The sequence below is a fragment of the Streptomyces justiciae genome (assembly GCF_015163075.1).
GTDB classification, from domain to species: Bacteria; Actinomycetota; Actinomycetes; order Streptomycetales; family Streptomycetaceae; genus Streptomyces; species Streptomyces justiciae.
On record NZ_JADDXU010000008.1, the window covers coordinates 73,034 to 92,566 of the forward strand.

Here is a 19,533-nt window from a genome sequence, read left to right on the forward strand (position 1 = left end):
TTCCGCCCTACGGGAGGCGTATCGACTGCGCGTGGCGGAAGAAGTCCGTGGGGTCCCAGCGGGCCTTGGCCTGCTGGAGGCGGGCGTAGTTCTCCCGCCAGTACAGGGTGTGCCAGGGCACGCCCGAGGTGTTCCAGGCCGGGTCCGAGAGGTCGGGGTCGGGGTCGTTGACGTAGCAGCCGCCGGTCAGGTCGTTCGGGACGGGGACGCCGCCCGTGTCCTGGAACGACTCCCGGTACAGGTCCCGGAGCCAGGCGAGGTGCCGGTCGTCCTCGCGCCGGTCGATCCAGAAGTTCTCGTAGAGGGCGATCAGGGCCGCGTCCCGGTGCGGGATCGCCGTGGCGCCGGGGGCGGTGTCGTTCGTACGGCCGCCTCCGCCGTTGAGGGAGATCACGGCGTTCGGGTTTGTGTAGTCGGTGCGGGTCAAGTGACGGTACATGACGGCGAGTTGGGCGTCAGTGAAACTCCCCTTGAGCCACGCCGTCTTCACCGCGCTGCGCAGCGTGTGGTCGTACAGCAGGACCGGGCTGCTGGTGCCGAGCAGCTTCGTCGAGGCCAGCCACGGGACGCGGCGGGCGGGGAAGGAGGCGGCGAGGCCGGTCCCGGCGGTGAGGGTAGTGGCGTAGTCGGCGAGCAGCCGGTCGGCGTCCGGGTCCGTGCCGTCGACCTGGGTGAACAGGGCCACGCCGCCCGTTGCTCCCTGGCGCATCAGCAGATAGCCGGAGAGGGAGATGAAGGGGGAGGAGGTGGCGCCGTTGTCCACGTGCCAGGCGCAGAAGTTGCGGACCAGGCGGGCCATCGACGGGGCGTCCAGGCGGCTCCACGGGATCTCCGCCAGGCTGACCAGCACCTCGCGGGGCGGCGCGGGCAGTTGCAGGCCCGGCGTGGTTCCGGTCGCGTCGGGGGAGCGGAACCAGTAGCGGGTGATGACGCCGAAGCTCCCGCCGCCGCCACCCGCGGTGGCCCACCAGAGGTCTCGGTGCGGGTCCGAGGGCGCGCGCGACGCGACGACCGTACGCACCCGCCCCGAGGCGTCGACCACCACCATCTCCACAGCCTCGATGTGATCCGCCACCAGCCCGAACCGCCGCGTCAGCGGCCCGAACCCGCCGCCGCTCGCATGCCCGCCGATCCCCACGGTCAGACACGCGCCGCCCGGGATCGTCACCCCCCACCCCTTGTACAACGCCTCGTAGACCTGCCCCAGTTGGGCCCCTGCGCCGATGGCGAAGGCGGCGCGGGCGGGGTCGTAGGCGATCCCGTTCAGCGCGGACGTGTCGATGATGACGTCGGTGTCGGGGTGGTGGACGAAGTCGGCGTAGCAGTGACCGCCGCTGCGCACCGACACACGCTTGCCGGCACGGACGGCCTCCGTCACCGCCTGGACCACCTGTTCCGTGGAGCCGACGAGGCGGATGGCTTCGGGTGTGGCCGCCCACCGCTTGTTCACGCCGGTGGCGAGCTCCGCGTACCGGGCGTCACCGGGGCCGACGGTCACGGAAGGCCCTGTGGTGGCCGCGTTCGCGTCGGTCGGGGTGAGGACGCCCTCGGCGACGGCCAGGGCGGACACCCCGGTCATCAGGCTGCGTCTGCTGATCTCGGGCATGGCTGGGTCGGTCTCCTCGCGTGGTGGAAGAAGGGCAGGCCGGGACCGGGGCGGCCGGGGGACGTGACCGCCCCGGTCCCGGGGCTCGTGAGGTCAGTGGACGGCGTCGCGGTGGGCGCGGTACCAGTCGGCCTGGTCCCGCAGGGTGCGTTCCAACGGGCGGAACTCCACGCCTAGTTCGTGTTCCGCACGGGCGGAGGTCACGCGGCGGCGGTCCCCCTCCAGCAGGGCCCGCACTCCCTCCCGGGTGGCGGTCGGCGTGCCACCCCGCAGCCGGCCGCCGGTCTCCAGTACGGCGGCCATGAGCAGCGCCAGCCGGGCCGGGACCTCGCGCGGCGGCGCGACCCCCAGGGCTCGCGCCGCGATCCGGCAGACCTCGGGGAGCGGGACCCAGTCGCCGGCCACGATGTACCGGCGGGCGTGCTCGCCCTTGGCGGCGGCGCGGACACAGGCGTCCGCGACGTCACGGGCGTCCACCACGTGGTTGCCCGCCCGGGGGACGCCGCCGAGGCGGCCCTCGGCCACCGAGGCGAACAGCCGCCCGGCGGAGGTCGGGCCGGCGTCGCCCGGCCCCCACATCCAGCCGGGGAGCACGATCGGCACCCGTACCCCGCGCTCGGCGCCGAAGGCGCGGACCGCCTCCTCCGAGCGCAGCTTGCTGGCGTAGTAGCCGTTGGCGCGGGAGCCGCGCCCCTCCGAGGTGTCCTCGTCCGAGGGCCGACCGTCGGGGCGGGTGCCGAGCGTGCCGATGGAGCTGGTGTGCACGACGACCGGCACCCCGGCCCCGGCCGCCGCGTCGAGCAGTCCGGTGACGGCGTCGACGTTCGTGGCGGTCAGGAGCTTTTCGGAGTGCCCTCCGGGGGCGTAGTACTCACGGAAGTACGCGGCCGTGTGGATCACCGCCGTATGCCCTGGGAGGGACGGGGCGATGGTGCTCGGATCGCGTACGTCCCCTTGGAGAACGGTGAGTTGATCGTGCGCGGGGAGCAGGGCGCTGGCCCGCTCCGGGTCGCGGACCACGGCCGTCACCGCGCTGCCGACGTCGAGCAGCTGTCGTACGACATTGCTCCCGAGCAGACCGGTGGCACCGGTGACGAGCACCCGCTGCAACGGCGGATCGGTCATGTCCACTGCACCACTTCCAGCCGGATCGTCGTCGTCACCGCCCCTTCCTGGCGGATGTCGATCACGACGGGTACCGCGAGCGTGCGCAGGTCGTCCTGGCGACGGAACCCCTGGACGGTGGCCCGCAGTTCGGTCACCTGGTCCAGTTCCGCGTAGTCGGTGAACTCGGTCTCGATGGCGGAGATGGTCAGCGTCTGCGGGGACAGCCCGTGCAGCTGGGCCACCGCGGCGATCGCGAGCTGGCGGGCCGCCTCCATCTGGAGATGGCCGGGGACGTGGTCGAGGGGGTGGTCGAACATGTGCGGGTGGCTGGCGTCGAGGACCAGCTGTGCCGACACCCGGGCCTCGCTCGCCACCACCGGAGCGGTGATCACGACGTTGCGGGCCTCGCTGCGGCCCACGGCGGACGGCGCCGCCGGGGTGAAGCGCGGCAGCGCGAGATCCGTCGCCGCCGTACGGCGCTTCGCCCGCAGGGTGCGGTAGGCGCGCTGGGACACGATCAGCAGGGCGCCGTTGCCGGACATCGCCACCTGGCCGTCCAGGGCGACGTTCCCGCTGAAGGTGAACCCCTGTATCCGGCCGGCCTTGTTGCGCCGGGGATGGACGGTCATCGTGACGAGGACGTGCGCGGGCGTCGCCCCGATCCGCAGCTGGGTCAGGCCCACCGTACGGAGGTTGAGGCTGCGGAAGATGAACGCGGAGCCCAGTTCCACGTCCAGGTGCTCGTGGGCCACCAGGACGCCGGCCTGCCGGACCACCTCGATGAGCAGCGTGTAGTCGTACATCGGCGCGTTCTCGCCGATGAGGTGGCCGCGCGGCAGCTGGGCGGCGACGAGGAAGGTCTCCTCGCCGATCGCCGCGGAGTCGGTGACGAACACCTCGGCGACGGAGGTGCGGTGCACCAGCGTCCGGGAGACGGTCGCGTCGTAGCGCAGCCGGGCGGCGGCCTCGGCGGCGGCGTCCGGCACGGCGCCGGCGGCGTCTTCGGTGTTCTCCGTGTCGAGGTCGGTGGGCTGGGTCTCGGGCAGGGTCATGGTCGGTGCGGGTCCTTTCCGACATGGAGTGGGTGTCGGTCCACGGTTCAGGCCGCCTCGGGGGTGCCGGCCCGCTGCGAGGGCAGCCGGTCGAGGAGTTCGAGGACGCCCGGGATGCCGGCCCGTGCCCCGACCGTGCCGTCGGGGCGTACGTAGGTCAGCCAGGGCGTGCCGTCCTCCTTGCCGAACCCGGGGCCGGACACGCGCGCGGTGTCGCAGCGGGCATCGGCGGCGCCGCCGGCGCGCCCGGCCCCGGAGCTGTCGCCCGCAGGCCTGACCCAGAGCACGTCCGTGATGTCGTCCACACCGCGCCCCCGCAGCGCGGCCACGGCCCGGACGGCCATGTCGCCGGCGGCCTGGTCCCCGTACGCGAGAACCGTGTGCCGTCCGGCCGTCAGGTACTGGTGGAGCGAGTCGGCCTTCGTGCCGTTGAGCGGGACCAGCGGGGTGTCCGGGACGCGGCGCCCCAGTTTCACTCCGCGGGGCACGGCCGCGGCGCCGGGCAGGTCGGCGACGGCGGGGCTGGCCGAGTGGTCGAGGTCGAGCTGGGCGAGCTGGGGCAGCATCTGCTTCTCCAGCAGGCCCCGCCGGGAGAAGGACTGCATGGTGGCGTCCCGCATGGCCCGGGCCATGGGGTTGCGCAGCAGCCACATCCGGGTCTGCTGGTCGGCGTTGCGCACCGCCTGCACGGAGGCCGGGCGGCGCTCCGGCTCATAGCTGTCGAGCAGTTCGGGAGCGGCGCCGCGCAGCACGGAGGCGAGCTTCCAGCCGAGGTCGTAGCCGTCCTGGACCCCGGTGTTGAGGCCCTGGCCGCCCGCGGGGCTGTGCGCGTGGGCGGCGTCCCCGGCGATGAAGACCGGGCCCGCGCGGAACGCGGGGGCGACCTTGGCGTGCACCTGGAACCGGTTGGACCACCAGGTCTCGCGCAGCCGCAGCCCGCCGGGCCCGCGCTCGTCCAGCAGGCCTTGCAGCTCCTCGTCGGACGGCGGCCGGGTGTTCCCGTCGGCCGCGGTGTCGAAGAAGACCCGGTGCCCGCCGTCCGGCAGGGGTACGAGGACCAGCACGCCCTCGGGGGTGATGTGGTACTGCGCCTCGTCCTCGGGCGCGGGCCCCTCCAGCCTGCCGTCGCCCAGCAGGAACACCCGGTCGTAGGTGTGCCCCTCGAAGGGGATGGCGACGGCGTCCCGGACCCTGCTGTGGGTGCCGTCCGCGCCGACCACATAGCGGTACGTCCCGCGCTCCACCCGGCCCTGCACGGTCCGCAGCGCCACCGTGACCTTGTCGCCGGCGACGGTGAGCCCCACGGCCTCCGTCTCCCACTCGACCTCGCCGCCCAGCGCGTGCAGCCGCTCGTACAGGGCGGCCTCGGTGACGGGCTGCGGGACGCACAGCGGGTGCCGGAAGGCGGTGCCGTCGAGGCCGCCGAACCGCATGCCGCCGACCTGCTTCTTCCGTGACCAGTAGGTGGCGCCGGCCAGCGGCAGCGCCGCCTCGACGATCGGCCCGGCGGCACCGACGCGGCTCAGGCACTCCAGTGCGCCGCTCCACAGCACCAGCGCCTTGGGCGCGCCGCCCGGTCCGTCGCGCCGGTCGACGATCCGGCAGGGCACGCCGAGCCCCAGCAGGGTGCACGCGGCGGTCAGACCGGTGGGGCCCGCGCCGACGATCAGGATGTCCTCGGTCATGGTGAAGTCCCTTCGGAATCCGGTGCGTTGCCTTCCAGGCAGGTCAGCACCTCGCGTACGGCGGTGTCCGTGTCGGTGAACAGCACGGACCGGATGCCGAGTTCGCGGGCGGCGGCGCAGTTCTCCTCGGTGTCGTCGACGAACAGGCACTGGTGCGCTTCGATGCCGAGCCGCTCCAGCAGAATCCGGTAGATCTTGGGGTCCGGCTTGCGGACGCCCTCCTTGTGCGAGTCGACGACGACCTCGAAGAGCTCGTCGACGGGGAGCTGGGCGCGCCAGCGCGGCTCCCACTCGCGGACGTTGTTGGTGAGCAGGGCGAGGCGGCGGCCGTTCGCCCGCAGTTCGCGCAGGAAGTCGACGAAGGGCTGGTTGGGGCGTCGGCCGCGGAACCACAGCTCCCCGAACTCGTGGTCGTCCAGGACCTTCTCGGACCCGGGCGGGAGTTCGGCGAGGATGCGGTCGGCCATCTGGCGTTCGCTGATCGCGCCGATCTCCAGGGCGGCCATGGGCGTTTCGCCGTGCTTCTCGGTGGCGGCGAGGAATGCCTCGGCGAGGACGGTGGTGTCGAGGCCGGTCAGGGCGGCGAACTCGCAGAAGGTCTCGGCCAGCGGGTTGGTGAGGACACCGCCGTAGTCGACGACGACGACTTTTGCGAGGCCGGCCGGGTTGGTGGCTTCGGCGCTCATGACGCCTCCGGTTCCGCCGGGGTCGCCGGGCCGCTCTCCCACTGGAGTCCGACCATGATCAGTTCGGTGTCGCCGATGTTGTGCATCTGGTGGCACAGGGGTTCGTCCGCCGGGTTGAACAGGACGACTCCGTCGGGGAGTTCACCCTCGCGGATGACCTCGCCCTCGGGGCCGAGGGAGCGGACCTTGGCGCCGCTGAGCACCACGGTCGCCCAGGGCTTGCGGTGGGTGTGCAGGGGGCGGGTGCCGCCCGGCGGGACCTGCTCGACCCAGGCCTTCACCCAGGGGGTGTCCAGGCACAGGGGTGCGCCGAGCTCCTCCCAGGGGCCTTGCGCGGTGACGGGACTGTGGGTCACGGAAGCCTCCTAGTAGGGGGCGTTGGCCGCGAAGAAGCGGCGCGGATTGTCGACGAGCATGGTGCGCAGGTCCTCGTCGCTCACCTCGGCCTTGCGCAGCGCGGGCAGGACGTCGTCGTGGATGTGCGTGTAGTCCCAGGAGGGGGCGACGAGTTCGCGCTGGTCGGTGGTGAGGTAGTCCAGGAAGCACGGGCAGTCGTGGGAGAGGACGAGCTGCCCGGCGTACCCCTCGCGGACCAGCTGCGCGACGGTCTCCACGCGCTGGTCGAGCGGGGCGATGAACTCCATGCCGAAGCGGTCCATGCCGAGGAACGAGCCGGCGTCGAGCAGGGCGCGCAGATAGTCGAGGTCGTCGCTGTCGCCGGAGTGCCCGATGACGACCCGGCTGAGGTCGACGCCCTCCTCGCGGAACACCTTCTGCTGCAACAACCCGTTGCGGACCAGGGCGTTGCTGTGGGTCTGGATCGGGGCGCCGGTCTCGCGGTGGGCCTGGGCGGTGGCGCGCAGGACGCGTTCCACGCCCTCGGGCAGGTGCTCGGTCTCGGTGGCGCACTTGAGGACGGCCGCCTTGACGCCGGTGTCGCCGATGCCCTCGGTGATGTCGCGCACGAACAGCTCGACCATCGGGTCGGGGCCCTCGAAGACCCGGCCGGGGCCGCGGAAGGCGAAGTACATGGGCTCGTCGTTGTAGGTGTAGACGCCGGTCGCCACGACGATGTTGAGCGCCACGCGCTCGGCCACCTTCTTGATGCGGGGCAGGTAGCGGCCCTGGCCGAGGACGGTCAGGTCGACGATGGTGTCGACCCCGCGCTCGGCGGCCGCGTTCAGCTTCGCGACGGCGCCGTCGATCTGCTCCTGCTCATTCCAAAGCTGAGGATTGTTCTCCTGTATTTCGGTACTGAGGACAAAGACGTGCTCATGCATCAATGTGACGCCGAGCCGGTCCAGCGGAATGCCGCCTTTAGCGGTTTCGACTATGACGGGTTCAATGGAATTTGCTGCCATTATCGCCTCCCCGGGGCGTGGCTTTCACTCCTGCAGCAACAATCCACACCCGGCGGTCTCGTTGTCAACGAATACTTGGCCGGACGGTGGTGCCAGTGCCACTAGTGGTTTCAGTAATCTTGTCCGGCGGCCGTGGGACGGGGAGCGTAAAGCTTGGAGAAAACCGATCGCGCGAATATGTCTGAGGATTCGGCCGTGAAGGAGCAGGACGTGACCAGCACAGAACGGGTCGTTCTGGTGACCGGCAGCACGAGCGGCCTCGGGGAGGCGACCGCACGACTCCTGGCGGAGGAGGGCTGGCACGTGGTGGTGCACGGCCGTGATCCGCGCAGGGTGGCCAAGGCCCTCGCCGGGGTGCGGGCGGCGGGAGGGGGCCGGGGCAGTTCTCTCGTCGCCGATCTGTCGCGGCGCGACGGGGTGCACGCGCTCGCCGACGAGGTGCTGGCCGTCCACGGCCGGCTGGACGCCCTGATCAACAACGCGGGCGTGGCCACGCCCAACCGCAGCGCCCGCACCCGCCGGGTCACGGCGGACGGGCTGCAACTGGAGTGGCAGGTCAACTTCCTCGCGCCGTTCGCCCTGACCCTGCGCCTGTCGGGCCTGCTCGCCCGCTCCGCGCCCGCCCTGGTCGTCAACGTCAGCTCGGTCGCCCAGGGGTGGGGGCAACTGCGCTGGGACGATCTCCAGATGGCGGGGCGCTGGGACCGTATGGCCGCGTACGCGCAGTCCAAGCTGGCGCTGACCGCGTTCACCAACGAGTACGCGCGGCGGCTGCGGGCCGACGGGGTGCGGGCCAACAGTCTCCATCCGGGCATGTGCGCCACGAAGATGGTGCGCAGTACGTTCGTGCTGGCCCCGCATCGGACGGGGTACGGCGCCCGGAACATCGTCCGCCTGGTCACCGATCCGCGGCTGGAGAACGCCAGCGGCGTCTACTTCCACGAGCGGCGGCGCATCGAACCGAACCCGTTCGCGCAGGACGCGGCGGGGCGGCGGCGGTTGTGGGAGGTGGCCCTCGAGCAGTCGGGCGTCATCGGCCGGCCGGACGAGGTCCCCGTCGAGCTGCTGACGGCGTGAATGTCAGTCGATCAGCGAGCTCAGCCGCCGTGCCGTCTCCGAGCCCGCGGTCGCGAAGTGGGAGACCACGCTGAGCCCGTGGCCGCCCTCCACGGAGAGCTTCACGTAGTTGAGCTCCAGCTCTCCGACGACCGGGTGCTTGAAGCGGCGTACCGAGGGGGCGAACGCCTGTACGTCATGAGAGGTCCACCACTCGCTGAACAGCTCGCTGGACCTCTGGAGGCTGCTGACCACCTCGATGAAGCGCGGGCTGCCCAGTTCGTGCGCCGACTCGGCCCGCAGCAGCCCCACCAGCCAGCGCGCCTCGCGCTCCCAGTCGGGCAGCAGCTCGCGGGCCTCGGGGGCGTTGAACATGAGCCACAGCGCGTTGCGTTCGTGGACGGGCAGATGATCGAAACCGCCCATGAGGGCGGCCTCCGCGCGGTTCCACGCGACCACGTCGAAGCAGCGGGTGATGACGTAGGCGGGGTTCGGGTCGAGCAGGTCGAGGAAGGTCTGGATCTCGGGTCCGGCGACTTGCTCGTCGCCGGCGGCCGCGGTGTCCGGCGGCACCTCGCCCGCGAGCCGGAACAGATGGCTGCGCTCCACGGCGTCCAGCGACAGGGCGCGCGCGATCCCGCCGAGGACCTGCCGCGAGACGTTGATGTCCCGGCCCTGCTCCAGCCATGTGTACCAGGTGAGGCTCACGCCCGAGAGCTGGGCGACCTCCTCCCTGCGCAGCCCCTGAATTCGGCGCCTGCTCACCTCGTTTCCGGAATTAATCAGTCCGCTCTTTTTCGGGTCCGCTTTCCGGCGCCGGGACCTCAGGAAGTCCCCGAGTTCCTTCCGGCTCTGTTCATCCTTCAAATTTCCCATCAAAAGCCCCCGTGGGATCGGATTCGTGGTGCGGAAACCACTAGCAGTGACTCTACTCTCCCTCATCGCGAAAACGTGCTCAATCATGAAGGGGAGTCAGTGAATACACAGAGAGGACACCTCATGGAAACGGACGCGGACGAGCTGCTCGCCCAGCTCTTCCTCACGCCCGAGGGCCTGCGCGAACCCTATGCGCTCTATGAGCGGGTCAGGGATCTGACCCCAGTACATCGCACCGCACTCGGTCACTGGGTGGTCACGGGTTACGACGACGTGAACACTTTCCTCCGCAGCCAGCACGCGCTCAAGGACCCGTACCGGGTCTTCGCGCCCTGGGTCGGCAAGGACGAGTGGCAGGAGCACGCCGCCCTGCGCCGGCTGCCGAACATCATGCTGTGGGCCAACCCGCCGGACCACACCCGGCTGCGCAAACTCGCCGGCTTCGCCTTCACCAACCGTGCCGTGCAGGCCATGCGCCCGCAGATCACCGCCATGGTCGAGAGCCTCGCCGACAAGCTCGAACGCGACGGCGCCATCGATTACATGAAGGACTTCGCCTTCCCCCTCCCGGCGATGGCCACCGGCCGCATGCTCGGCATCCCCGACGCCGACCTGCCCTCGCTCCAGGAACCCATGCGGGCCTTCCAGGACATCTACGAACTGGGCCTGACCCCCGACGACCTGGCCGCCTGCGACAAGGGCGCGCAGTTCACCGACGACTACTTCAGCGAGCTCGTCGAGGAGCGCCGCAAGAACCCCGGCGACGACCTGCTGTCCGCCCTCATCGCCGCCAAGGACGGCGCCGACCAGCTCAGCCAGGGCGAACTCATCGGCATGTGCAACCTGTTGTTCGGCGCGGGCTTCGAGACCACCACCAACCTCCTCGGCAACGGCATGCTCGCCCTCCTGCGCCACCCCGAGCAGCTGGACCGGCTGCGCGCCCACCCCGAGCTGATACCGGGCGCGGTAGAGGAGATGCTCCGCTACGACAGCCCCACCCAGCTCGGCAACCGGGTCACCGACTCGCCCGTCGAGATCGCCGGCACCGTGATCCCCGAGGGCTCCTCCGTGGTCGCCCTGGTCGGCGCCGCCCACCGCGACCCCCGCCGCTTCCCCGACCCCGACCGCTTCGACGTGGGCCGCGGCGACGCCCCGGTGCTGTCGTTCAGCTCCGGCATCCACTACTGCCTCGGCGCCTCCCTCGCCCGCATGGAGGCCCAGATCGCGTTCTCCACCCTGCTGCGCCGCTTCCCCGGGCTGCACTGCCCGGGCGGCGCGGACACGGTCGTCTTCCGGCCCCGGCTGACCCTGCGCGGCGTGGAGTCCCTGCCGCTCGCGGCCGGTTGACGGCCGCGGACGCCCCCGATGGCCTCGTCCGTACGCCCCGACTCACCCCGGCGGCACGCCGCCGCCCCCGTCCCCCGCGCCCCGGTCCGGCTGCTCGCCCTCGCCAGTGGCCTCACCGTCGGCAACCTCTACCTCGCCCTGCCGCTCCTGGACACCATCGCCGCCGACCTCGGCCGCTCGCATCTCGCCGCGAGCCTGCTGGTGGTGGCGACGCAGGCCGCGTACGCGCTCGGCCTGGTCCTCGTCGTCCCGCTCGGCGACCTCCTCGACCGGCGCCGGCTCATCCTCACGCTCCTCACCGCGGAGACGGCCGCGCTGCTGCTCGCCGCCACCGCTCCCGGCATCGGCGTCCTCTACGCGGCGGCGGCCCTGATCGGCCTCGCCTCGGTCGCGGTGATGGTGATGGTCCCGTTCGCCGCGTCCCTGGCACCCGAGGACCAGCGCGGCCGGGTGGTCGCCGCGGTGATGAGCGGGGTCCTCGTCGGCTCGCTGCTGATCCGCTTCCTGTCCGGCGTCGTCGGCGACCGCACCGGCTGGCGGCCCGTCTACTACGGCGCCGCGACCTGCGCCGGCCTCCTGGTGCTGGTCCTGCGCGGCCGGCTGCCCCGGGCCGGCGCCGCCCCGCCCGTGGTGACCGGCCTCGGCTACGGGACGCTGCTGCGCTCCCTCCCCGGACTGGTCGCCGCCCACCGCACGCTGCGCCGCCGCACCCTGTACGGCGCCCTGTGCTTCGCCGCGTTCACCGCGTTCTGGACCCCGCTGCCGTTCCTGCTCGCCGGACCCGAGTACGGGTACGGCGCCGGCGCGGTGGGGCTGCTCAGCCTCGTCGGCGTCGGTGGGGTCGTCGCCGCGGGGCTGGCGGGCCGGGCCACGGACCGCGGACGCGGCACGCCCCTCACCGGAATCCTGCTCGCCGGGGTGTGCCTGTCCTTTCTTCCGGCCGCCCTCGGGAAAACATCCCTGGTATTTCTCGTCCTCGCCACATTCACGCTGGATTTCGCGGTCCAGGGCGCGCACATCGCCAATCAGGGCGCGATCTACCAGGTTCCCCCGGAAATGCGTGGCCGAGTCACGTCGGTCTACATGACCGGATATTTCCTGGGCGGGGCCGCGGGCGCCTCCGGAGCCGCTCTCGCCTATTCCGCTTCCGGCTGGACGGCGGTGTGCGTGCTGGGTGCGGCGCTGTCCGGTGTGGCGGCTCTGACCTGGCTCTTTCACCTGATCCGGCGCTGACGGGCCGCTGGTGGCGGGACTGCTATTAGTTTTTCCACCATTGTGCCCCCGAGTTCCCGCTCATACGCTGAAAAGCCGGGGCCCGTGCGCTGAAAAGCCGGGAGTTCGGCTTCTTCCGAGACGACTGGAGTAGCAAATGGATGTGCCGCGTCGCGAACTCGCGAAGGGCCTCGAAGTGTCCGCACTCGGGCTCGGCTGCATGGGAATGGCCGAATTCTACGGCGACCGGAACGACCCGGAATCCGTCGCCACGATCCACCGTGCCGTGGAACTCGGCGTGGACTTCATCGACACCGCCGACATGTACGGCGACGGGGTCTCCGAGCAGATCGTCGGCAAGGCGCTGCGCGGTGGCGGCGGACTGCGGGACAAGGTCGTCCTGGCCACCAAGGGCGGCATGATCCGCACCCCGACCGGCGTCGAGCTCGACGGCTCACCGGCCCACCTCCACAAGGCGATCGACGCGAGCCTGGCCCGCCTCGGCACGGACCACGTCGACCTCTACTACCTGCACCGCATCGACCCGCGGGTGCCGGTCGAGGAGTCGGTGGGCGCGCTGTCAGAGATCGTGCGGGCCGGAAAGGCGCGGTTCATCGGCCTGTCGGAGGCGGGCGCCGAGACCGTGCGCCGGGCCCACGCCGTGCACCCCGTCTCCGTCCTCCAGACCGAGTACTCGCTGGCCAGCCGTGGCGTGGAGGACAAGATCCTGCCCACCTGCCGGGAGCTCGGCATCGGCTTCGTCGCCTGGGGCCCGCTCAGCCGGGGGCTGCTCGGCGGCCAGATCCTCACCGACGAGGACCTGGCCACGGATGATCTGCGCCGCTTCCTGCCGCGCTTCGAGCCGGACAACCTCGCGGTCAACGGCACGATCGTCGCCCGGCTCGGCGAGATCGCCCTGGAGAAGGGGTGCAGCACCGCCCAGCTGGCCCTGGCCTGGCTGGTCGCCCAGGGCGTCGTCCCCATCCCCGGCAGCCAGACCCGCCGCGACTTCGAGGAGAACACCGCGGCCCTGCACGTAGACCTCACGGACACGGACCTGGCCCGCATCGAGTCCATCGCCCCACCGGGGGCGTTCGCGGGGGAGCGGTTCCCTGCGGGGCTGATGCATCTGGTGGAGGACGAGTGAGCGCCCCCACCCCGACCCCCTCACGAACCCGGAGGCCCTCATGAGCCCCACCTCGTCCGCCCCCGTCGCCCTCGTCACCGGTGCGGCCGGTGGTCTCGGCAGTGCGACGATCAAGAAGCTGTCGGACGCCGGCTGGCAGGTGATCGCCGCCGTACGCACCCCCGAGGCGCTCGGCGCACTGCCCCTCGGCCTCGCCTCGGTCACCCCCGTCGTCCTCGACGTCACCGACCCCGACTCGATCCACGCGGCCGCGACCACCGTGGCCCCCGTCCTCGCCGACCACGGCCTCGACGCGCTGGTCAACAACGCCGGCGTCATCGTGCAGGGCCCCCTGGAACTCGTACCGCCGCACGCGCTGCGCCGCCAGTTCGAGATCAACGTCCTCGGGCAGATCGCCGTCACCCAGGCGTTCCTGCCGGCGCTCCGCCGGGCCGGCGGCCGGGTGGTCAACGTAGGCGCGGTGACCGCCCGCACGGCCGTGCCGTTCTTCGGCCCGGTCGCCGCGTCGAAGGCGGCCCTCGCCTCCCTCAACGACACCCTCCGCCTGGAGCTGAGGTTCCTCGGCGTGGACGTCGTCCTCGTCGAACCCGGCGCGCTGGAGACGGAGATCTTCCACAAGGCGGAGAAGTCGGCCGCCGACGACGGCTGGGCCGGCGAGACCGAGGCCCGGCAGCGCTATGTGAAGGCGCTCGGCGACGCCCAGGCGGCAGCGGCGAAGCAGAAGGCCACGCCGGTGGAGAAGGCGGCCGGGACGCTGACGAAGGCGATCACCGCCCGCCGCCCGGCCACCCGCTACCTCATCGGCCAGGACGCCCGCGCCCTGTCCTTCCTGCGCATCCTCCCCGACCGCTTCCGCGACGGCCTGCTCCTGCGCACCCTCGGCCTGAGCCGCGCGAGCTTCCCGAAGCCCACGGAATCCGCCCACGCCCGCTGACCGACCACCCGGGCGCCGACTCGCCGGCGGGCATGCGTGCCGTCCGGCGCGGGGCCCGACGGGGGAGCCAGGCACCGGTGGCTCGCAGGCACCCGTCGGCATGGGCGAGCGACACCCGTCCGAGCTCAGCCCGAACCGCCGCCGCACCCACCGCCGGCGCCGACCCACCACCCCCACCGCGCCCCGAGCTCCCGCGCCCCGCTGATCACTCCCGCACCACACCGCGTCACCTCCGGAGGGACCCACCACCATGTTCGAGCGTCTGGCCAGGCTGACCACGGCGCGGCCACGTCTCATCCTGTTCCTGGCGCTGCTCTTCGCCGCGGGCGCCGTCGTGCTGGGTGGCGGAGTGGCCGACCGGCTCCAGGGCGGCGGTACCACCGACCCCGCCGCCGAGTCCTCGCAGGCCGCCCGCCTCCTCGACCGAGAGTTCGCCGCGGGCCGCCCCAATCTGGCGCTGCTCGTGAAGGCGGACGCCGGCGTCGACGACCCGGCGGTGGCCGCGGAGGCCGAGCGGCTGACCGAGCGGCTGACCGCCGAGCACGACGTCCAGGGCGTCACCTCGTACTGGCAGGCCAAGTCCCCGGCACTGCGAAGCGAGAACGGCCGCTACGGCCTCGTCGTCGCCCGCGTCACCGGCACCGAGACCGAGGCCGACGCCACCCTCAAGGCCCTCGCCCCGCACTACCGCGGCAGCCACGGCCCGGTCGACGTCTCCATCGGCGGCGCCGCCCAGATCCGCGCCGAGGTGCAGGACACCAGCCGGGAGGACCTGGCCCGCGCCGAGGTCATCGCGCTGCCGCTGACCCTGCTGATCCTGGTCCTGGTGTTCCGCAGTGCCGTCGCCGCCCTGCTGCCCGTGATCATCGGCCTGATCGCCATCGTGGGCACCAACGCGAGCCTGCGCGTGATCACCGGCTTCACCGACGTGTCCGTCTTCGCACTCAACCTCACCACCGCGCTCGGTCTCGGACTCGCCGTGGACTACGGCCTGTTCATCGTCCGCCGCTACCGCGAGGAACTGCACGGCGGCGCCCCGCCCACGACCGCCGTACGCACCACCCTCGCCACCGCCGGCCGCACGGTCGCCTTCTCCGCGCTCACCGTCGCCGTGGCGCTCTCGGCGATGCTCCTGTTCCCCATGTACTACCTGCGCTCCTTCGCCTACGCCGGTATCTCGGTGGTCCTCATCGCCGCCGCCGCGGCGCTCGTCGTCCTGCCCGCCCTGCTCCTGGTCCTGGGCAAACGCATCGACGCCCTCGACCTGACCCGGATCTTCCGCCGCCGCCCGGCCGCCGGGGGCACCGCACCGGACGCCTCGGGCCGCCGCTGGCGCCGTATCGGCGAAGCCGTCGTCAAACGCCCGGTCGTCTTCGCCGTCACCGCGGTCGCGTTCCTCGTCGCGCTCGGCGCCCCCTTCCTCGGCGTGACCTTCGGCAACATCGACGACCGCCAACTCCCCAAGGACGCCGAGGCGCACCAGGTCCACCAGGTGATCCGCGACGGCTTCACGTCCCGGCCGACCGGCGAACTCGACGTGGTGGCGCAAGGGGTGGACGGCAAGAGCCGCACCACGGACATCGCGTCGTACGCGACCACCCTGTCCCGCCTCGACGGGGTGGTACGGGTCAACTCCTCGGCCGGTACGTATGCCGAGGGCCGTCTGGTGCAGCAGCCGGGGCCGGCCCACGCCCGCTACACCACAACCGGCGCCTCCTACCTGGCCGTTGAGCCGTCCCTGGAGGACGTCTCCCCGGAGAGCCAGGACCTGGTCCGCGCGATCCGTGACGTACCGTCCCCGTTCCCGGTCCTCGTGGGCGGCGGCGCGGCCGAACTCGTCGACACCCAGGACACGTTGGCCGACCGGCTGCCGTACGCGCTGCTCGCGATGGTCGGCGTCACGATGATCCTGCTGTTCCTGATGACGGGCAGCGTGGTGGTCCCCCTGAAGGCGGTGGTCCTGAACACCTTGAGCCTGTCCGCCACCTTCGGAGCGCTCGTCTGGGTCTTCCAGGACGGCCATCTCAGCGGCCTGCTCGGCGACTTCACGGTCACCGGCTTCATCCCGGCCACCCTGCCCGTGCTGATGTTCTGCGTCGCCTTCGGACTCTCCATGGACTACGAGGTGTTCGTCCTGTCCCGCATCAAGGAGGAGTACGACCGCACCGGCGACACCACCCGGGCCATCGTCTTCGGCCTCCAGCGCAGCGGCGGTGTCGTCACCGCGGCCGCCGCCGTCCTGTCGGTCGTCCTGGTGGCCATCGGCACGTCCCAGATCACCAACATGAAGATGCTCGGTCTGGGACTGGCGCTGGCCGTCCTGATGGACGCGATCGTGGTCCGCGGTGTCCTGGTCCCGTCGGTGATGCGGCTGCTGGGCCGCGCCAACTGGTGGGCGCCCGGCCCCCTGCGGCGCCTGCACGGCAGGTTCGGCATCAGCGAGGGCGGGCCGCCGGCGGCCCCGGTCGCCGTACCGAGGACGCACAGGACGGAGGAGCCGGTATGACGGGGGAGCACTGGACCATCGAGATCGACTCCGCGGTCTGCGTCGGCTCGGGCCTGTGCGCGGGCAGCGCCGCAAGGACCTTCACCCTCGACACCGCCGGCCGCGCGACCGCACCGGAGTCCCCCGTCCCGGCCGACCCCGACGTGCTCGAAGCCGCCGAGAACTGCCCCGCGGCGGCCATCACACTCCGCACGGCGGAGGAGGGCAAGGAGATCTTCGCGCCCTGAACTCCCACAGCGCCGCGACCTCCCTGCCCGACCCCGATGCCCGGACCGCCCCCCTGGCCCGGGCATCGGTCATGTCGTAGACCCACCAGGGCACTTAGACCACGATCTCGCGCTCCCACTCGGCCCGCGGCTGGGTGTGCAACCGCCAGTACTGCTCGGCGATCTCGTCCGGGTCCCAGGCGGTGCCGGGTGCGACCGGGCCGCTCACGGTGACGGTGGCGACGTGCACGCCGGACGGGCCGTACTGCCGGTCGAGGAGATCGACGAGCGCGCGTACGCCCGCCTTGCCCAGCGACAGGCTTACGTACTCCGGTTTCGGCTCGGGCATGCCGCCGGTGACGACGAAGGTGCCGTGGCCGCGCTCGGCCATGCCCGGCGCGGTGTGCGCGGCGGCGGTGAGGGCGACTTCGTCGCTGCTGTCGGCGACGAGCGGAAGGGCGCGTACGCCCTCCAGGCTGTCGGCCACGCCGGTCACCGTCTCCTTGTTCCGGCCGACCAGCGCGAGAGCGAACCCTTCCCGCGCGAACCGCCGGGCCACCGCGAGCCCGATCCCCGGCCCCGCCCCGATGACCACCGCTGACGTCATGAAAGCCCCCTCGTCCCGGTCCCGACCGCTGCGAAGGTCAACTCCCGCCGGGGGAAGGCTTGTTCCCGCAGCGGCAACAGAAGGCGCGGGACGATGGCTCAGAGCACGGCGAGCCGGTCGACCAGCAGCTCCACCCTCCGCCCGGTGTCCTCCGGCGGCAGCCTCCGTGTGCGGGTCAGGGTCGCGATCCCGTGCAGGGACGCCCAGAACAACTCGGTGAACAACCCCGGTTCGACTCCGTCCCCGGCGACCTCGGCGAGGGTCTCCAGCAGCGCGGCGAAGGCGTCCTTCAGCGGCTCCGGGGTGTCCTCCTGCGCGTACGGCAGGCCGCCGTCGAGCTGGAACAGGGCGTCGTAGACCGCGGGGTTGCGCTCGGCGAAGTCGAGGTAGCCGCGGGCGAGGGCGGTGACCCGGGCGCGCGGGCCGTCCGCGGTGGCGGTCGCGGCCCGCATCGCGACGGCCATCTCGGTGGCGCCCTGGAGGGCGACCGCACCGATGATCTCCCGCTTGCCGCGGAAGTGGCTGTAGAGGACCGGCTGGCTGTACTCGATGCGCTCGGCGAGCCGGCGGGTGGTGACCGCGTCCCAGCCCTGCTGCTCGGCGAGTTCGCGGGCCGTCGCCACGATGAGGCGCTCGCGCTCCGCCCGTTCGCGCTGCTTGCGTTCCTGTACCGACATGACTCGATCCTAGCACCGCTAGACAATCGAGCGGCAGTAGGTCTAGCGTTGCCTCAACAGCTAGCAACGCTAGATTTCTGGCGGTGCCGGATTCCGCTTCTCAGCAGGGGGTCGTCATGCTCAGCACACTCGAGGTCGTCACGGTCGTGGTCGTCGGCGTGATGGTGGGGGTGGAGTTCGCCGTCGCCTTCGTCATGAACCCGATCCTCAACGCCCTCCCCGAGGAGAGCGGTCAGCTCGGTCACGCCCACGGGGGCCGGATGCTCGGCGCGGTGATGCCGGTCTGGTACATCGGCTCGGTCGCCCTGGTCGCGGGGTGGGCCGTCGCCGGACGGCACGACCACGGCACCGGCTTGGTCGTCGCCGCGGGAGCCCTGCTGATCCTCAGCGTGATCATGTCGATCCTGCTGCTGGTCCCGATCAACAACCGCAACAGGACGTGGACCCCCGAGAACCGCCCCGCCGACTGGAAGCAGCAGCTCAACCGCTGGCTGCGCTGGCACTACGTCCGCGTCGCGGTCATCGTCGGCGCCTTCGTCCTGCTGGCCGCGGCCCTCGTCTGAACAAGGACAACAAGGACAACGACAACAGGGAGAAGAACAATGCTGAAGAAGATCAACACAGTCCTGGCCGCCGCCTTCATCCTCTTCATCCTCTGGTTCGGGACGGGGTTCATCCTGGACCCGGAGACGTCGGCGCAGGGCTTCGGCCTGCCGCACCCCGCGTCCGGCGACGGCGGCGGTTTCCTGATCGTCAAGGGAATCCGTGACGTCGTCCTGGCCCTGGTCCTGGCCGTCCTGCTGCTGACGGGCCACCGCCGGGCGCTGGGCTGGGCGCTGCTGGTGGAGTCCCTCGCCGCGTACGGCGACATGACCACCGTGCTGGCCCACCACGGCTCGGTGGCCACCGCGCTTGCTGTCCACTGCCTGACCGCGACCCTGATGGCGGCCAACGGCCTGCTGTTCCTGCACGAGACCCGCAAGGTCGGGGCGCCCGCGGTGCCCGCCCCGCAGCCGGCCTGACCGCACGCCGGCGCGTGTCAGTCGGTCAGATCCACCCGCACGGTCAACAACCCCGCCCCCATGGCCCGTACGCCCACACTGTTCACCCGGGGCAGCCCGCGCAGCCGCGCGACCGGGTCGTCGTCGGGCAGCAGATGGGCGACGCCGTTGTGCCAGCGCCCGCGCAGCCGGACCCGTACCCGGGGATCGGCCTTGATGTTCCGGACGTACTGCGACCGTTCCCCGAACTCCGACACCAGCCAGAACGAGTCGCCGACCCGCCGCCCGCCGAGCGGGGTGCGGCGGGGCAGGCCGGAGGTGCGGCCGGTGGTCTCCAGGAGGGTCTGGGTCGGCAGCCGGCGCATGACGGCGTTGAGCCGGCGCTGGAAGGCGGCGACGATCCGATACTTGCGTTCGTTGTGGCGGGGCATGGTTACCAAGTCTCGTGGAGGGGCTGGTGAGGTGGC

Annotated in this window: 20 protein-coding genes; 9 read left to right on the forward strand and 11 right to left on the reverse strand. The window is 71.8% G+C overall.

The window, feature by feature from the left end:
- Positions 1–7: 7 nt before the first annotated feature.
- The 7 genes from IQ210_RS22630 to IQ210_RS22660 all read right to left on the reverse strand — a co-directional run bounded on the left by IQ210_RS22630 (position 8) and on the right by IQ210_RS22660 (position 7,497).
- On the reverse strand, positions 8–1,606 hold the full coding sequence (locus tag IQ210_RS22630) for an FAD-binding oxidoreductase (protein WP_194080906.1): 1,599 nt from the start codon (positions 1,604–1,606) through the stop codon (positions 8–10).
- 93 nt (positions 1,607–1,699) lie between these two features.
- On the reverse strand, positions 1,700–2,731 hold the full coding sequence (locus IQ210_RS22635) for an NAD-dependent epimerase/dehydratase family protein (protein ID WP_194080907.1): 1,032 nt from the start codon (positions 2,729–2,731) through the stop codon (positions 1,700–1,702).
- Positions 2,728–3,765, reverse strand: a complete 1,038-nt coding sequence (locus tag IQ210_RS22640; protein ID WP_194080908.1) for a ScbA/BarX family gamma-butyrolactone biosynthesis protein — start codon at positions 3,763–3,765, stop codon at positions 2,728–2,730. Before IQ210_RS22640 ends, IQ210_RS22635 begins: the two co-directional genes overlap by 4 nt.
- Positions 3,766–3,812: 47 nt before the next feature.
- Positions 3,813–5,450 (reverse strand): FAD-dependent monooxygenase, encoded by a 1,638-nt coding sequence (locus IQ210_RS22645; protein ID WP_194080909.1) that lies wholly within the window; start codon positions 5,448–5,450, stop codon positions 3,813–3,815.
- Positions 5,447–6,136 (reverse strand): HAD family hydrolase, encoded by a 690-nt coding sequence (locus IQ210_RS22650; RefSeq protein ID WP_194080910.1) that lies wholly within the window; start codon positions 6,134–6,136, stop codon positions 5,447–5,449. The genes IQ210_RS22645 and IQ210_RS22650 overlap by 4 nt, the downstream gene beginning before the upstream one ends.
- Positions 6,133–6,492 (reverse strand): cupin domain-containing protein, encoded by a 360-nt coding sequence (locus tag IQ210_RS22655; protein WP_194080911.1) that lies wholly within the window; start codon positions 6,490–6,492, stop codon positions 6,133–6,135. The genes IQ210_RS22650 and IQ210_RS22655 overlap by 4 nt, the downstream gene beginning before the upstream one ends.
- 9 nt (positions 6,493–6,501) lie before the next feature.
- Positions 6,502–7,497, reverse strand: coding sequence for a phosphotriesterase family protein (locus IQ210_RS22660; protein WP_194080912.1), 996 nt, complete (start codon positions 7,495–7,497; stop codon positions 6,502–6,504).
- Positions 7,498–7,707: 210 nt separating this feature from the next.
- On the opposite strand from IQ210_RS22660, the gene IQ210_RS22665 reads away from it, so the two are divergent.
- Positions 7,708–8,574: an SDR family NAD(P)-dependent oxidoreductase gene (locus IQ210_RS22665; protein WP_194080913.1), complete on the forward strand. Its 867-nt coding sequence runs from the start codon at positions 7,708–7,710 to the stop codon at positions 8,572–8,574.
- 3 nt (positions 8,575–8,577) lie between these two features.
- Here the strand turns inward: IQ210_RS22665 and IQ210_RS22670 are convergent, their stop codons facing one another.
- The gene (locus IQ210_RS22670) at positions 8,578–9,516 is read right to left on the reverse strand and encodes a helix-turn-helix transcriptional regulator (RefSeq protein ID WP_322656512.1); all 939 of its coding nucleotides are present in this window, start codon (positions 9,514–9,516) and stop codon (positions 8,578–8,580) included.
- 36 nt (positions 9,517–9,552) lie between these two features.
- Between IQ210_RS22670 and IQ210_RS22675 the strand changes: the two genes are divergently transcribed.
- The 6 genes from IQ210_RS22675 (at position 9,553) to IQ210_RS22700 (ending at position 16,802) form a co-directional block, all read left to right on the forward strand.
- A complete protein-coding gene (locus tag IQ210_RS22675; RefSeq protein ID WP_194080915.1) occupies positions 9,553–10,776 on the forward strand; it encodes a cytochrome P450 in 1,224 nt (407 codons plus the stop codon).
- Positions 10,777–10,794: 18 nt separating this feature from the next.
- Complete coding sequence (locus IQ210_RS22680; RefSeq protein ID WP_194080916.1) at positions 10,795–12,009, forward strand: MFS transporter; 1,215 nt, start codon at positions 10,795–10,797, stop codon at positions 12,007–12,009.
- A 136-nt stretch (positions 12,010–12,145) separates the two neighbouring features.
- Positions 12,146–13,135, forward strand: coding sequence for an aldo/keto reductase (locus IQ210_RS22685; protein WP_228048209.1), 990 nt, complete (start codon positions 12,146–12,148; stop codon positions 13,133–13,135).
- 40 nt (positions 13,136–13,175) lie between these two features.
- Entirely contained in the window at positions 13,176–14,069 is an 894-nt protein-coding gene (locus IQ210_RS22690; RefSeq protein WP_194080917.1) for an SDR family NAD(P)-dependent oxidoreductase, read from the forward strand.
- A gap of 250 nt (positions 14,070–14,319) precedes the next feature.
- Complete coding sequence (locus IQ210_RS22695) at positions 14,320–16,575, forward strand: MMPL family transporter (protein ID WP_194080918.1); 2,256 nt, start codon at positions 14,320–14,322, stop codon at positions 16,573–16,575.
- Positions 16,572–16,802 carry a ferredoxin gene (locus IQ210_RS22700; RefSeq protein WP_194080919.1) on the forward strand — a complete coding sequence of 77 codons (231 nt, stop codon included), beginning with the start codon at positions 16,572–16,574 and terminating at the stop codon, positions 16,800–16,802. The genes IQ210_RS22695 and IQ210_RS22700 overlap by 4 nt, the downstream gene beginning before the upstream one ends.
- Positions 16,803–16,896: 94 nt before the next feature.
- Here the strand turns inward: IQ210_RS22700 and IQ210_RS22705 are convergent, their stop codons facing one another.
- Positions 16,897–17,388 (reverse strand): SDR family NAD(P)-dependent oxidoreductase, encoded by a 492-nt coding sequence (locus tag IQ210_RS22705; RefSeq protein ID WP_194080920.1) that lies wholly within the window; start codon positions 17,386–17,388, stop codon positions 16,897–16,899.
- Between the two features lie 98 nt (positions 17,389–17,486).
- Positions 17,487–18,065 carry a TetR/AcrR family transcriptional regulator gene (locus tag IQ210_RS22710; RefSeq protein WP_194080921.1) on the reverse strand — a complete coding sequence of 193 codons (579 nt, stop codon included), beginning with the start codon at positions 18,063–18,065 and terminating at the stop codon, positions 17,487–17,489.
- 116 nt (positions 18,066–18,181) lie between these two features.
- Here IQ210_RS22710 and IQ210_RS22715 point away from each other — a divergent pair, with 116 nt between their 5' ends.
- Both IQ210_RS22715 and IQ210_RS22720 read left to right on the forward strand, forming a co-directional pair.
- Entirely contained in the window at positions 18,182–18,628 is a 447-nt protein-coding gene (locus IQ210_RS22715; protein ID WP_194080922.1) for a DUF1772 domain-containing protein, read from the forward strand.
- Positions 18,629–18,667: 39 nt separating this feature from the next.
- Entirely contained in the window at positions 18,668–19,087 is a 420-nt protein-coding gene (locus IQ210_RS22720) for a DUF4267 domain-containing protein (RefSeq protein ID WP_194080923.1), read from the forward strand.
- A gap of 17 nt (positions 19,088–19,104) precedes the next feature.
- On the opposite strand, the gene IQ210_RS22725 is transcribed toward IQ210_RS22720, so the two are convergent.
- Positions 19,105–19,497, reverse strand: a complete 393-nt coding sequence (locus IQ210_RS22725) for a nitroreductase/quinone reductase family protein (RefSeq protein ID WP_194080924.1) — start codon at positions 19,495–19,497, stop codon at positions 19,105–19,107.
- Between the last annotated feature and the right edge of the window lie 36 nt (positions 19,498–19,533).

What these genes read in the sequence shown, in the direction of transcription:
- IQ210_RS22630 (WP_194080906.1), bottom strand. Translation starts at nt 1,606, where the DNA reads ATGCCCGAGATCAGCAGACGCAGCCTGATGACCGGGGTGTCCGCCCTG.
- IQ210_RS22635 (WP_194080907.1), bottom strand. Translation starts at nt 2,731, where the DNA reads ATGACCGATCCGCCGTTGCAGCGGGTGCTCGTCACCGGTGCCACCGGT.
- IQ210_RS22640 (WP_194080908.1), bottom strand. Translation starts at nt 3,765, where the DNA reads ATGACCCTGCCCGAGACCCAGCCCACCGACCTCGACACGGAGAACACC.
- IQ210_RS22645 (WP_194080909.1), bottom strand. Translation starts at nt 5,450, where the DNA reads ATGACCGAGGACATCCTGATCGTCGGCGCGGGCCCCACCGGTCTGACC.
- IQ210_RS22650 (WP_194080910.1), bottom strand. Translation starts at nt 6,136, where the DNA reads ATGAGCGCCGAAGCCACCAACCCGGCCGGCCTCGCAAAAGTCGTCGTC.
- IQ210_RS22660 (WP_194080912.1), bottom strand. Translation starts at nt 7,497, where the DNA reads ATGGCAGCAAATTCCATTGAACCCGTCATAGTCGAAACCGCTAAAGGC.
- IQ210_RS22670 (WP_322656512.1), bottom strand. Translation starts at nt 9,516, where the DNA reads ATGATTGAGCACGTTTTCGCGATGAGGGAGAGTAGAGTCACTGCTAGT.
- IQ210_RS22675 (WP_194080915.1), top strand. Translation starts at nt 9,553, where the DNA reads ATGGAAACGGACGCGGACGAGCTGCTCGCCCAGCTCTTCCTCACGCCC.
- IQ210_RS22680 (WP_194080916.1), top strand. Translation starts at nt 10,795, where the DNA reads ATGGCCTCGTCCGTACGCCCCGACTCACCCCGGCGGCACGCCGCCGCC.
- IQ210_RS22685 (WP_228048209.1), top strand. Translation starts at nt 12,146, where the DNA reads ATGGATGTGCCGCGTCGCGAACTCGCGAAGGGCCTCGAAGTGTCCGCA.
- IQ210_RS22690 (WP_194080917.1), top strand. Translation starts at nt 13,176, where the DNA reads ATGAGCCCCACCTCGTCCGCCCCCGTCGCCCTCGTCACCGGTGCGGCC.
- IQ210_RS22695 (WP_194080918.1), top strand. Translation starts at nt 14,320, where the DNA reads ATGTTCGAGCGTCTGGCCAGGCTGACCACGGCGCGGCCACGTCTCATC.
- IQ210_RS22700 (WP_194080919.1), top strand. Translation starts at nt 16,572, where the DNA reads ATGACGGGGGAGCACTGGACCATCGAGATCGACTCCGCGGTCTGCGTC.
- IQ210_RS22705 (WP_194080920.1), bottom strand. Translation starts at nt 17,388, where the DNA reads ATGACGTCAGCGGTGGTCATCGGGGCGGGGCCGGGGATCGGGCTCGCG.
- IQ210_RS22710 (WP_194080921.1), bottom strand. Translation starts at nt 18,065, where the DNA reads ATGTCGGTACAGGAACGCAAGCAGCGCGAACGGGCGGAGCGCGAGCGC.
- IQ210_RS22715 (WP_194080922.1), top strand. Translation starts at nt 18,182, where the DNA reads ATGCTCAGCACACTCGAGGTCGTCACGGTCGTGGTCGTCGGCGTGATG.
- IQ210_RS22720 (WP_194080923.1), top strand. Translation starts at nt 18,668, where the DNA reads ATGCTGAAGAAGATCAACACAGTCCTGGCCGCCGCCTTCATCCTCTTC.
- IQ210_RS22725 (WP_194080924.1), bottom strand. Translation starts at nt 19,497, where the DNA reads ATGCCCCGCCACAACGAACGCAAGTATCGGATCGTCGCCGCCTTCCAG.